Consider the following 12517-nt stretch of genomic DNA (forward strand, 5'->3'; position numbering starts at 1 on the left):
GCCGGATGTGGAATCAGCCTTTCGGTACCGGGGAGACGGTCGTCCGGCGGGACGTGTACCGGGGCCGGGTGTGGAGCGCCCAGGCCCAACGGGTCATCGCGGACACGCCGGAGGCGCTGGTCACGGCCTGTGCGCCGGGGGCGGAGGTCCTGTGGCCGACTCCGTACGCGGCGACCCGCGCGGACAGCACCGGGGCGGGCCGTTTGGCGCCGTTCGACGCGCTGGCGTCGGGGGAGTGGGCGCTGACTGCGGCGCGGTGGCAGGAGACCGAGGTGCTGTTGTGGAAGCCCCCGCAGGCCTGGTTCAGCGTCAACGCCTTCTACACGGCCTCCGGTCTGCGGAACTGGTACGTGAACTTCGAGCACCCCGCCCATCGCACCGAAGCGGGGTTCGACACCTTCGACCTGGCCGTCGACCTGGTCATCGCGCCGGGCCTGGACCGGTGCACATGGAAGGACGAGGACGAGTACGCCCACGTGCGGCGGCTCGGCATCGTCAGTGACGCCGTGCACCGGGAGGTGGAGGCCGCACGGAGCCAGGTCCTGGCAATGGCCGAAGGCCGCACGGGCGTATTCGCGCACGCTGCGACGTGGTCTGCCTGGCGCTGGGACCCCGACTGGCCCTCACCGTGCCTGCCCCCGACCCCCGCATGACATGGCGCTGCGCACCGACCCCATGCCTGATGTGCATCAAGCCCGCCGAACGCCTGCCGGCGGCATGGGGGGAGGGGTGTCGTCGGCGTGCCTCTCCACAGCATATGATCTCTCATTCATTGAGATACTCGATGGTTGAGTGATGTGGAGGATTGGTTCATGACGGGCACATCGCGATGGATCCGCTGGCTGGTGCCGGTCACCCTGCTCGTGGTCTGGCTGGGCATCGGAGCGACGCTCGGTCCGTACGCGGGCAAGCTGGGGCAGGTCGCCACCAATGACCAGGCGGCATTCCTTCCGCAGAGCGCCGAATCCACCCAGGTCCTCACCGCCGGCAAGGCCTTCGAACGGTCCGCGTCGGTGCCCGCGATCATCGTCTGGCAGGCCGACGACGCAGAACGGGTCACCGACGCCCAGGAGCAGGCCGCGAGCCGCGCGGTGGCCACGCTCACGGGCAAGCCCGGCGTCTCGGGGCCGCCCTCGCCCGCCGTGCGCTCCCAGGACGGCGCAGCACTGCAAGCCGTAGCTCCGCTCGCCCCGGACCTCGGTGACGAACTGCCGGCCGTCCTGGAGGAAGTCCGGACGGCAGTCGGCTCGGTCCCGGGGCTGAGCGCGCAGATCGCCGGGCCTGCCGCCACCCAGGCCGACCTCGCGGACGCCTTCTCCGGCATCGACGGGCTCCTCCTGGGCGTGGCTCTCGGAGCCGTACTGCTGATCCTGCTGCTGGTGTACCGCAGCCTCCTGCTGCCCCTGATGATCATCATCAGCGCGGTCTTCGCCCTGGGCCTGGCCTGCGCCGTCGTCTACGCCCTGGCCGACCGCGGCATCGTACGAGTCGACGGTCAGGTACAGGGGATCCTGTCCATCCTGGTCATCGGCGCAGCAACCGACTACGCCCTGCTGCTGGCGGCGCGGTTCCGTGAGGAACTCACCGCGCGCGGCGACCGGACGGCCGCGGTGCTCGCGGCCGTCCGCCGCTCGGCAGGGGCGATCACCGCCAGCGCTGCGACCGTGGCGCTGGGCCTGCTCGCGCTGCTCGCCAGCGACCTGACCAACAACCGGGCCTTGGGCCCGGTCGGCGCCATCGGCATCGCCTGTGCCGTCCTGGCCACCCTCACCTTCCTGCCCGCCGTACTCGTCCTGCTCGGCCGGACCGCGTTCTGGCCCGCCGCGCCCAAGGCCGGCGGCGCCACGCAGGAAGGCCACCGGCTGTGGCGCCGCGTCGCGGCCGTGATCGACAGGGCGCCGCGCCGGGTGTGGACGTCCACCGCGCTGCTCTTGCTCGTCCTCGCTGCGTTCTCCCCGGCGCTGTCCGCCAAGGGCGTGCCCCTGGACGAGATCTTCGTCAAGGACGCCCCTTCGGTCGCCGCACAGGAAGCGCTCGGGCAGCACTTCCCCGGCGGTTCAGGCCAACCCGCGGTGATCATCGCGAACGCAGCGAAGGCAGCCGAAGTGCAGGAGGCCGCCCAGGCCACGGACGGCGTCGCCTCGGCAGCGGTGCGCACGGCCTCGGGACAGCCCGGCGGCGAGCGCGCCGTGGTCGGGGGCCGCATCCGGATCGACGCCACGCTCGAAGCCGCCGCAGACAGCGACGCCGCGAAGAAGACCATCGCCGACCTGCGCACCAACGTCCACGCGGTGGAGGCCGCAGACGCGAAGGTGGGCGGCTACACCGGCCAGCAGTACGACACCGAACGGACCGCGGTCCGCGACCGCATGCTCATCGTCCCGATCGTTCTCGGCATCATCCTGCTCATCCTCGTCCTGCTCCTGCGCTCTGCGCTGATCCCGCTGCTCCTCGTCGCGACCGTCGCACTCAACTTCCTCGCCACCCTGGGCGTGTCCGCACTCGTCTTCGAGCACCTGCTCGGTTTCAGCGGCACGGACGCCTCCGTCCCCTTGTACGGCTTCGTCTTCCTCGTGGCGCTCGGCGTCGACTACAACATCTTCCTGATGTCCCGCGTACGGGAGGAGTCCCTCAGCCTCGGCGTCCGCCGGGGAGTGCTCCGTGGCCTGACCACGACCGGCGGGGTCATCACCTCGGCCGGCGTGGTCCTGGCGGCCACCTTCGCCGCCTTGACGGTCGTCCCCCTGGCCTTCCTCGTCCAGATCGCCTTCATCGTCGCCTTCGGTGTCCTCCTCGACACCCTCGTCGTTCGATCCCTGCTGGTGCCGGCCCTGGTGATCGACATCGGACCGCGCAGCTGGTGGCCCGGCGCCCTGTCCCGCGGGAGCCAGCCGGCCCCGGCCGACCCCGGCGCCACCGGCACCCGGTAGCCGAAAGGCCACCGCCGCACCGTGCGGGCCCGCCCTCGGGCTGCGCGCGGCAGGCCTTCACGCAGCACGCCCACACCGACAGCGGTGTGGGCGTGCGGGCCCCGGCCTGCTGGTGGGGCGTCAGTCAGCGAACCTGCCGAAGAGGTGGTTGGCCGGAGCGTCCGGGTCGTTGCCGTAGAAGAACTCGGTGACCGCCTGGTGGAATTCGGCGCGGTCCAGCGCACCGGAGCCGTCCCGGTCCAGAGCGGCGAAGACCGCTGCGGAATCCTCCCCGGGTACGCCGGCGACCATGTCGTACATCTGCTGGAACTCCGCTTGATCGATCTTGCCGTCTCCGTTGAGATCGGCCAGGTCGAAGAAGCAGTCGGTCACCGGCTCGATCTGGTCCGGGTACCGGGCGGGGTCGGTCAGGACCTGCCTGAACCCTTCGGTCATCTCCCGCAGGTCGACCTTCCCGTCGCCGTCCTGATCCATCGGAGCGATCACGTTCGCCCAGAACCCGTCCATCCCCTGGGTCAGCAGGCGGCCCGACGCGGAGTCCGGCCCGGCCCCGCGGGCGGCGATGTAGCGCTCGCTCATCATGCGGACGTCCCGCTGGGTGATGAATCCGTCGCCGTCGACATCGGCGCCCTTGAACCACTGGCCGTACTTGCGGTCTTGCAGTGCAGTCATGACAGCGCACAGTATTCATGCCGTTACGCAGACGCAAACCGCGGGTGGAGGGGCCCCGGGCGGACCGGCCGGCCCGCCACGCGCCTGACGAGGACGTACCCGGAAACGCGCCCGAGGCGGCAGGCACCCCTCGTGTCAGTGTTCGAGGCCGGGTGGCGAGAAGGCGAGCACATCCGGCGGGGGATCCGCGTAGACCTCGACGTCGACCAGCGCACTGAGAGCGCTCGGCCCTTGGGACAGGCGTGAGCACGGCCTATCCGCCGTGAGGACGTTCGGATTGCCGTGCCGGTCCAATGTCCCGCTGAGGCCCGGCCGGACCGGATCCCACCACGCGCCGGTGGACAGCTGTACGACACCTGGCATGACGTCGTCAGACAGGACTGCGCCTGCGAGGCAGCTGCCCCGGTCGTTGTAGAGGCGTACGACCATGCCGCCCTCGATGCCGCGCGCTGCGGCGTCCGACGGATTCAGCGTCACGGGCTCACGGCCACGGATCTTCGAATCGAGGCTGTGGCCACCGTTGTCGTACTGGCTGTGCAGGCGTGATGCGGGCTGATTCGAGATCAGGTGCAGCGGGAAGCGGTTCGACAGACCGGCACGGAGCCACTCCACCGGCTCGTACCACCTCGGATGCCCGGCGCAGTCGTCGTAGCCGAACGCGTCGATCTCCTCGGAGAAGATCTCGATCCTGCCCGACGGCGTCGGCAGGGGGAAACGCTGCGGATCGGAACGGAGCGCCTGGAAGCTCCCGGGAAACGGTCCGACCAGTGCCGGCAGCTCGGCGGTGGAACGTCGCCAGAAGTCGTCGAAGTCCGGCAAGGCGGCATCGTCGCCGAGCCCGGCCCTCGTCTGCTCGTAGAGGTGCCGAACCCATTCGATCTCGGAGCGCGACTCCGTGAACTCCTGCTCGTACCCGAGCCGGGAAGCCAAGGCGGCGAAGATCTGATGGTCGGTGCGGGACTCGCCCTCCGGCGCGCGGACCTTCGGCATCGCGACGAGGTGGGGGTCCGAGAATCCGGCCGCGAAGTCGTCGCGCTCCAAGCCGGTGGCGACGGGGAGGACGATGTCCGCGAACTTGGCCGTGGTGTTCCACCAGGCCTCGTGTACCACCACCGTGTCGGGGGCCTGCCAGGCCCGGGCCAACCGGTGCAGGTCCTGGTGGTGGTGGAACGGATTGCCTCCGCACCAGTAGACCAGGCGGAGCTCGGGCAGTGTGAGCCGTCGGCCGTCGTAGTCGATGGTCCTTCCCGGATGCAGCAGGGTGTCGGCGATCCTGGCGACCGGGATGAAATCCGGAACGGGGTTGGGGACCGCGGGAATCGACGCCACGGAGGGGCGCCCCGGGGCGACGCCGGTCGCGTCCATCGTGGCGTAACCTGCGCCCCAGCCGCAGCCTGCCCGGCCCATCGAACCCGTCATCGCGGCCAGCACGACGGACATCCAGATCGGTTGCTCGCCGTGGTCTGCCCGCTGAACGGCGTAATTGACCATGATGAGCGACCGTTGGGTGGTGAGGCGGCGAGCGAGGTCGGTGATCACGTCGTGACTGATTCCCGTGATCCCCGCAGCCCAGGCAGCGTCCTTGGGGACGCCGTCGAGCTCGCCGAGCAGGTAGGAGGCGAAGCGGTCGAAGCCGACGCAGCACCGGCGGAGGAAGTCCTCATCGTGCCACCCGTTGACCAGCATGGTGTGGGCGATGCCGAGCATCGCGGCGGTATCGGTGTTGGGGACGACGGGCAGCCACTCGGCGTCGAGGAAACCCGCGACATCGCTACGGAGGGGACTGACGTTCACGAACCGCACCCCGGCCGCACGGCACCGGCGCTGCAGGTCCTGCGTCTGGTGCCTGGCCAGCCCGCCCGGGTTGATCTGGCTGTTCTTGAGGGCCAGCCCGCCGAACGCCACGACCAGCTCGCAGTGCTCGGCGATCTCGTCCCACATCGGCATCCGGGACTGGTAGCTCCACGGATGCCCGCCGATCACATGGGGGAGGATGACCTCCAAAGCCGCGGTGCTGTACGTGTTGCGGGAGTCGGTGTAGCCCCCGCCCAGCGCGAGGAACCGATGGAGTTGCCCTTGCGCGTTGTGGAACGCGCCCGCACTCGCCCAGCCGTAGGACCCGCCGAACACCGCGCTGTCCCCGTGCTCTGCACGCACCCGACGAAGTTCATCGCTGACCAGCGTGATCGCATCGTCCCAGCTCACCTCCACGAAGGCGTCCGCGCCTCTGGCCGTGTCACGGTCGCGGGGCAGGCCGTTCAGCCAGCCCTTGCGCACCGCGGGGCGCATCACGCGAGCGCTGTCGTCGGCCGCTGTCACCATTCCGGGGCCGATGGGCGACGGCGCGGGGTCATCACCCGTCGGCTCGATGCGCACCAACCTGCCGGAATCGACGACCGCGACAAAACTGCCCCAGTGCGTCGCCACCGACATGCGTCGTTCCACCACGCATCACCCCATCCCCGGAATTCCCCCTGCTGTCGGACGACGGCGCTTGCGCCACAGGGGCTCCTCGTCAGCCGACGCTCTGCGGGACGGAGACTTCCCCCCTGGCCCGCCCCCCAACCCCGCCGAGGCGGGGCCCTTCCGTTCCGTAGCGGAGACTCCCTTCGCGGGTCGGTCGTAAAAGGTGACGGGTTCTGTCAGTTTTGGCATGAACGATGGATGACATGAGCAACGAAGACGCCATCACCCCCACCATGCAGAACACCGCGCACGCCGGCCCGGCGGGTCCGCTCGCCGGGCGGGTCGCGCTCGTGGCCGGTGCCACCCGCGGGGCGGGACGGGCCCAGGCTGTGGAGCTCGGCCGGGCCGGTGCCACCGTGTACGTCACCGGCCGTACCACCCGGACCCGGCTCAGCGAAGTCGGCCGGAGCACCGAGACCATCGAGGAGAGCGCCGAACTCGTCACCGCGGCCGGCGGCACCGGGATCGCGGTTCCCACCGACCATCTCGACGAAGCCCAGGTACGCGCGCTCGTCGAGCGGATCGACGGGGAGCACGGCCGGCTCGACATCCTCGTCAACGACCTGTGGGGCGGCGAGCACCTCCTGTCCGACGCGGTGTTCGGGAAGAAGAGCTGGGAGACACCGCTCGCTGACGGCCTGCGGATCCTGGAACTCGGCGCGCGCTCACACGTGATCACGGCGGCGCTGCTGCTTCCGCTCCTGATCCGTTCCGACGCGCCCCTGCACGTGGAGGTCACCGACGGGACCGCGCACTCCAACCGCCGCTATCGCGAGAACATCTACTACGACCTGGCGAAGAACGCCCCGATCCGGCTCGCGTTCGGACTGGGACAGGAGCTCGCGGAGTACGGAGGCACGGCGGTCGCCGTCTCGCCGGGATTCCTGCGCTCCGAGCAGATGCTCTCCCACTTCGGGGTGAGCGAGGAGAACTGGCGGGACGCGATCGCCCAGGAACCGACCTTCGCGATTGCGGAGTCCCCGCGCTACCTGGCCCGTACGGTCGCGGCGCTGGCCGCCGACCCGGACCGCGCGGAGCGGTGGAACGGCACGTCCACGTCCAGCGGGGAACTCGCCAAGGTGTACGGGGTGACGGACGTGGACGGAAGCCAGCCGGACGCCTGGGCGTACTTCGAGGACGTCATCCACGGCGGCAAGGAAGGCTCCGCGGACGATTACCGCTGATCCTCGCCGCCCTCGGGTTCCGCCTCCCGGGGGTCCGCCCGGTACAGGGTGGCCAAGGCCTCGGCACGCGCACGGAAGCGGGCGCGCAGGCGAGCCGGGGCCAGCACCTCCACCTCCGCACCGAGCCGGGCCAGCTGGTCGAAGGCGACGTCCTCGGATTCCGCCGGCAGGTCGAGGGTGACCCAGCCGACGGGGTCCGGGGCGCCCGCGGAGGCGAAAGCATCGGCGACGGCAGCCCCGTCCACGACGGCGGGCAACTGCCGTAGCCCCCGGCCGGTCAGCCGGACCGTGACGGTGGTGCGCAGCAGGGTACGGGCGAAAGCAGCCGACCGGGCCTCCCAGTGCGCGCCCAGCTCGAAGGCCGGGTCGCGCACGAACGGCTCGTGCGCTCCGGGAACGGAGTCGAGGGCGGTGATCCGGTCGACGCGGTACGTTCGCCAGCCGCCGTCCTGCGCTTCCCGTTCATCGGGGATGCGGGCCACGGCGTACCAGGTACCGGCCTTCAGCACCAGCCCGTACGGCTCCACCACCCGCGTCACGGCAGAGGACGGTGCGCCGTCCCGGCCCGGCCGTACGTACGACACCTGGACGATCCGGTCCGCCCACACCGCGCGGGCCAGCTCCGGAAGCAGTTCCGGGGTGGCGGGCTCCCGGAACCAGGCCGGGGCGTCGAGGTGGAAGCGGCGTACCGAGGATTCGGCGGCCTGGCGCACCGACGGGAGCAGGGTCGCGGTCAGCTTCAGCCGGGCGGTTTGCGCCGCGTCCGACAGCCCCAGATCCTGCAGCGCAGCGGGCAGGCCGGACAGGAAGAGCGTCTCCGCCTCACTCGGGTGGAGCGTGGTGAGCCGGGTCCGGTACCCCGCGGCAAGGAAGTACCCGCCCACCCGCCCCTTCTCCGACCGGACGGGGACGCCGGCCTCCTGCAACGCCTGAGCGTCGCGGATCACGGTCCGTTCGGAGATCTCCAGCTCACGGGCGAGAGCGGCCGCGGTCAGGCCAGGGTGCGACTGGATCAGGAGCGCCATCCGGATCAGACGGGCAGCACGCATCCTTCGACAGCACCTCCTTCGCCTGCTTCAACCTGCCGACAACCGCTCCCGAGAGCCCCCGGACACCGGCCGGCACGGCACGGCACGGCAGTGCACGGGCAGGCGCCGGGGGACTGGGACGGTCAGTACTCCTCGTCGGGGTAGCCCCACTGGACCTGCGCCCGCGCATCGGCGGCCACCTCCGCGACGGTCGCTGCGAAAAGCCCTTCGAAGTGCGGCTGCCACAGGTAGAAGCGGCTGATCCCGAGCGGGAAGTCGGACTCCCCGGACACGAAGAACGCGCCGTCGTCGTCCACGGCGACCCCCAGGGACACCTGAAGGGCGAGGGACTCCTCGCGCAACAACTCCTCCAGGGCGCGGACGATTTCCTGTGCTTGCGGCTCATCCTTGACACCGGTGACGGTGAAGGCGAGATCAATGTTGACCGACATGGGAGGAGAGTAGGCGGTGCCACCGACAGCGCCCGACATGGGTGCCGCGCACTGCGTCGGCAGTAGGCGGGACACGGCTTGCGGAGGCCGTAGCCGTGGCGGCGTGGCGGCGACGGTGCGGTTCCGTAGTCGGCCATGTGAGGCGAGTCGGACCGGCTCGCCTGCATCCCCTCTGCGACGGCCGGACCGCGCCCCCCGCTCCGTCCCGGTCGGCTGCTGGACGGACGGACCGGGAGGGGCGGTCCGGGGTGGCGGTCCGGGGTGGGGTTCAGTGCGTGCTTGCGCGTCGGCGCCGGCGCAGCACGAGGGCTCCGCCGGCCAGGACTACTGCCGCGCTGGAACCGCCGCCGAGGAGCAGGGCGGAGGCCGGGGCGTCGGCGTCGTCCTCCGTACGGGCGAGGCTGTAGCCGCTGGAATAGCCGGTGGAGTCGTACGCGGAACCGGGCAGCTTGTCGGCGTAGCGGGCCTTGACCAGTTTCTGGTAATCGCCGAGTGACACCGAAGCCTGGCCGCCGAGTCCCTGCCGAGCCTGGTCGTTCAGGGGTTCCACCGTGGTGATCTTGAGGCGGTACCAGCCGCGGATCTGCGGCTCGCTGAAGACCAGTGTGCCGAGGGTCGCCTGGCCGGCGTAGGTGGCGTCGCTGTCACCGTCGCGCACGGCTGCCAGGTGCCAACCGCCACCCTGGGTGGGGGCGAGCATGACGGTGGCGTTTCGGCCGTTGACGGTGGTGCTGAGCGAGGAGACCAGTTGCGTCAGCTTGACCGCCTCGGTGGGCAGTGGCTGGGCGGTGCCTGCAACGAACCCGGGGGTGATTTCGTTCAGTGCCACCGGGTCCTTAATAGTGAAGACGGGGAGGGACTGGCACGGTTCGGCTGTTTCGGGGATCGTCTGCACCGGACCGCCGGCGTCGCCGGTGGGCACGGGAGTACGCAGGAAACGGCATACCGCGTTGCGGACGTCAGTGGACTTCACCGCGTCGAGGGCGGCCTGGTAGTCGGGGATGTCAGCCGGAAGCGGGTCCTTGACCGGGGCCGCGTGCGCCGGGCCGACGACCGACAGCAGCGCGGATGCAGCCGCGGCCGTGAGGAGGGACAGACGGGAGGAACGCGCGCCCGCCCGCTTGCCGGGCGCATGGGCGCCGTCGCTGTCTCTGGTCGCGTTGGTGCCACTGGTGCTGTTGGTGCTGTTGGTGCTGTTGGTGTTGCTGGTGTTGCTGGTGTCGCGCATGTGGCCTGCCTTAGCGGGAGATACCGATGCGGGAGTGGGTCCACTTGGACGAGCTGTTGCTCACGTAGTCGTTGTAGTTCCACCACGTGTAGGTGGTGGTGTCCGGCCACGGGTCGGCCACGGCGATTGTGTTGTTCGACGTGTCGAAGCCGTAGACCACGTTCATGTGGCCGCCGCCGGACGTCCACCCGATGCGGGCACCGATCGGTCGGGCCGCCTTGACGTCGGTGTACACCTGGTTGAACGTGGCCGCGCTGCTCAGGCCGGTGCCGGTGTGGGTCATGCCGAGGCTGCTCCAGCCCTTGGCCATGTCGTCGAGCGTGGCGGGCTGGTTGTTGCAGCCGTAGGAGGGCTGAGCCCGGTTGCAGAAGTCCGTCTGCGTGGAGCCGAACCCCTGGAACTTGGCGATGGTCAGCCCGGAGGCGACCCAGCACCACTGGGACTTCTCCTGCTTCAGCATGGTGATGGTGTCCTGGCCCGCTTCCGCGTGAGCTGTGCCCCCCGCGGCCGCGAGCGATCCCAAGGCGGCCAGCGCGATGGCCGACGCCGTGGTTCCGTACCTGAACCTGCCCATTTTCCTGCCTTCCCCAGATGGGTACAACGAGATGAACGGGGCAATCTGGCAGGAATATGACAGCGCATCATGTCTGCGGCACATGGACGACGTGCGGAGAAGTAGCCCGCATCGACTATTAGTCGTCTCATGAGCTGATGCGGCCATGACGCATGACGCATGACGGATGGCGGATGGCGGAGGACGGAAGACGCATGGCGGAGCACGGAAGACGTGATGGCGGTAACGGCCGGGGGGCCTCCCTTCGCGCCACCGTCGCACGTCAAGGCTCCCTACGCGGTCTGCCCGGCCCGGTCGGTCCTGCGCGGGGACCTCGGCTCGGGGGACCCCCCGGTCACTCAGTCACCGGAAGGGAGCCGGGGTCCTTTCGTTGCAGTGGTGAGGCGTTGGTGAGGTCGGCGCCGGTGGCGGCGTCCCGGTCGGAGTGGTGAACGCCGTGCCAGTCCAGGCACATGACGGTGGCGTCGTCGTCGAGGTGTCCGTCGCCGGCGTCGACGATCGCTTTGATGAGAGTGCGGGCGGCTTCCCGGGGGTGCAGTGCGCGGGTGCGGATGATCAGCTCGGGCAGATCGAGGTTCTCGGCGTTGCGTTCCAGCATGCCGTCGGTCAGCATGATCAGCCGGTCGCCCGGACGCAGGTCGAGTGTCTGCACCCGGTAGTCGTGGGCCCTCGGTCCGTGGAGGCTGAGGCCGAACGGCGGATCGATCTCCGGAACGATCTCCTCGACTTCCCCGTTGCGCATCCGTAGCGGCCACGGGTGTCCGGCGTTGATGAACTCGGTCCGGCCGTCGAGCAGGCTGATGCGCAGCAGCTGACCGGTGACGTAGCCGCTGCGGCCGTGGTCGCGCATGGCCTGGTCGGCCTGGTGGGCCTGTTCGACGAGGTCGGCGCCCGCCCGCCGGGCCCGCCGCAGAGCGCCCACGACGAGGGTGGCGAGCACCGCGGCGCCGACGTCGTGGCCCATGGCGTCGGTGACGGAGAGCTGCACGGTGTCGCGGTCGATGACGTAGTCGAAGGTGTCGCCTCCGACGTGGTCGGCCGGTTCCAAAGCCCCGGCGACCGCGAACTGCGCGGCCTCGCAGGCCAGTGACGCGGGGAGCAGGCGGTGCTGGATCTCGGCGGCCAGGCTCAACGGCTTGGTGCGCCGGCCCCACTGGTAGACGTCGGTGTGCGACCGGTTGGCGATGACGATGTACGCGAGTGCGTGCGCGGTCTCGCCGATTTCCTGCATCACGTCCGCGTCCGGTGCCGCGGGCAGGAACAGCTCCAGGAGTCCGAGGGCATCCCCACGGTTGGTCACGGGGGCGACGACCCGCACGTGCTGCCCTGCGCCTCGGCGTTCGACCTTCGGCTGCTGGCTGCGGATCACGTCGTCGTAGAGGGTGCCCTTCAGCGGGATGCGCTGGGCCGGCTCATCGGTCTCGACGCTGTCCGCGGCTCCCAGCCGAACGACCGAGCTGCCGCTGAAGTCGGTGATGAGGAAGGACACCGATGCGGCCCCGAGGTGGTCTTTGAGCAGGCGGGCGACGACGTCGAGCGATTCCACGGGCGCAGCGGTCTCCGCAGCTTCCAGCATCCCGCCCAAGGTCATCGTCCCGCGCCGGCTGCTTCCACCCGCACCCGGATGGGACCTCTGCTCGCCGTCCGGCTCTCCTGCGGTCACAGCGACCCCTTGTTCCTCGATGCCTCGACGGATTGTTGTCCCGGACGCACGAAAGTCCGTGCCCCGCGGGACGGGACGGGCCAATTCCACCACGAGACCCCCCGGGCCCGGCGGCCCGGCCGATCCGCGTGGCCTCCCTTTGGCCCCTGCGCCCGGCCCGAAGCCGCTTGATCATGCCGCTTCCTTCGCGGATGGCGACGCGGCAGGCGGCGTCGGGCGCGGCCTGAGACCGTACGCCAGCGCCCGCGTCCGGCCGAGGGCCGGCAGCCTCGGCTGGAACACGCCGGCGGGTCTCCTCTGGTGACAGGATGTGCGGGCGT

10 protein-coding genes are annotated in these 12517 nt (G+C 70.3%); 3 read left to right on the forward strand and 7 right to left on the reverse strand.

All coding sequences use genetic code 11. The features are described 5' to 3' along the window. The first annotated feature begins 5 nt into the window (after nt 1-5). Nucleotides 6-653, forward strand: a complete 648-nt coding sequence (locus tag ACLJTM_RS15840) for a DUF402 domain-containing protein (protein ID WP_411104197.1) — start codon at nt 6-8, stop codon at nt 651-653. Nucleotides 654-812: 159 nt separating this feature from the next. Continuing rightward, a complete protein-coding gene (locus ACLJTM_RS15845) occupies nt 813-2930 on the forward strand; it encodes an MMPL family transporter (RefSeq protein WP_411104198.1) in 2118 nt (705 codons plus the stop codon). A gap of 120 nt (nt 2931-3050) precedes the next feature. Here the strand turns inward: ACLJTM_RS15845 and ACLJTM_RS15850 are convergent, their stop codons facing one another. Further along, nucleotides 3051-3602, reverse strand: a complete 552-nt coding sequence (locus ACLJTM_RS15850) for an EF-hand domain-containing protein (protein ID WP_411104199.1) — start codon at nt 3600-3602, stop codon at nt 3051-3053. A gap of 135 nt (nt 3603-3737) precedes the next feature. Continuing rightward, nucleotides 3738-6047, reverse strand: a complete 2310-nt coding sequence (locus ACLJTM_RS15855; protein WP_411104200.1) for a molybdopterin-dependent oxidoreductase — start codon at nt 6045-6047, stop codon at nt 3738-3740. Between the two features lie 224 nt (nt 6048-6271). Here ACLJTM_RS15855 and ACLJTM_RS15860 point away from each other — a divergent pair, with 224 nt between their 5' ends. Further along, complete coding sequence (locus ACLJTM_RS15860; protein WP_411104201.1) at nt 6272-7252, forward strand: SDR family oxidoreductase; 981 nt, start codon at nt 6272-6274, stop codon at nt 7250-7252. On the opposite strand, the gene ACLJTM_RS15865 is transcribed toward ACLJTM_RS15860, so the two are convergent. From ACLJTM_RS15865 to ACLJTM_RS15885, 5 genes are all read right to left on the reverse strand, one after another. Beyond that, the gene (locus ACLJTM_RS15865; protein ID WP_411104202.1) at nt 7243-8301 is read right to left on the reverse strand and encodes a helix-turn-helix transcriptional regulator; all 1059 of its coding nucleotides are present in this window, start codon (nt 8299-8301) and stop codon (nt 7243-7245) included. The two genes, ACLJTM_RS15860 and ACLJTM_RS15865, sit on opposite strands and share 10 nt — an antisense overlap. 122 nt (nt 8302-8423) lie before the next feature. Continuing rightward, nucleotides 8424-8732 carry a hypothetical protein gene (locus tag ACLJTM_RS15870; RefSeq protein WP_411104203.1) on the reverse strand — a complete coding sequence of 103 codons (309 nt, stop codon included), beginning with the start codon at nt 8730-8732 and terminating at the stop codon, nt 8424-8426. Nucleotides 8733-9000: 268 nt separating this feature from the next. Beyond that, nucleotides 9001-9960, reverse strand: a complete 960-nt coding sequence (locus tag ACLJTM_RS15875; RefSeq protein WP_411104204.1) for a hypothetical protein — start codon at nt 9958-9960, stop codon at nt 9001-9003. A gap of 10 nt (nt 9961-9970) precedes the next feature. Then, a complete protein-coding gene (locus ACLJTM_RS15880) occupies nt 9971-10534 on the reverse strand; it encodes a papain-like cysteine protease family protein (protein WP_411104205.1) in 564 nt (187 codons plus the stop codon). A 334-nt stretch (nt 10535-10868) separates the two neighbouring features. Further along, on the reverse strand, nt 10869-12125 hold the full coding sequence (locus ACLJTM_RS15885; RefSeq protein ID WP_411104331.1) for a PP2C family protein-serine/threonine phosphatase: 1257 nt from the start codon (nt 12123-12125) through the stop codon (nt 10869-10871). Nucleotides 12126-12517 lie beyond the last annotated feature (392 nt).

The organism is Streptomyces sp. cmx-4-9, assembly GCF_046548835.1.
In the GTDB taxonomy this organism is placed as follows: domain Bacteria; phylum Actinomycetota; class Actinomycetes; order Streptomycetales; family Streptomycetaceae; genus Streptomyces.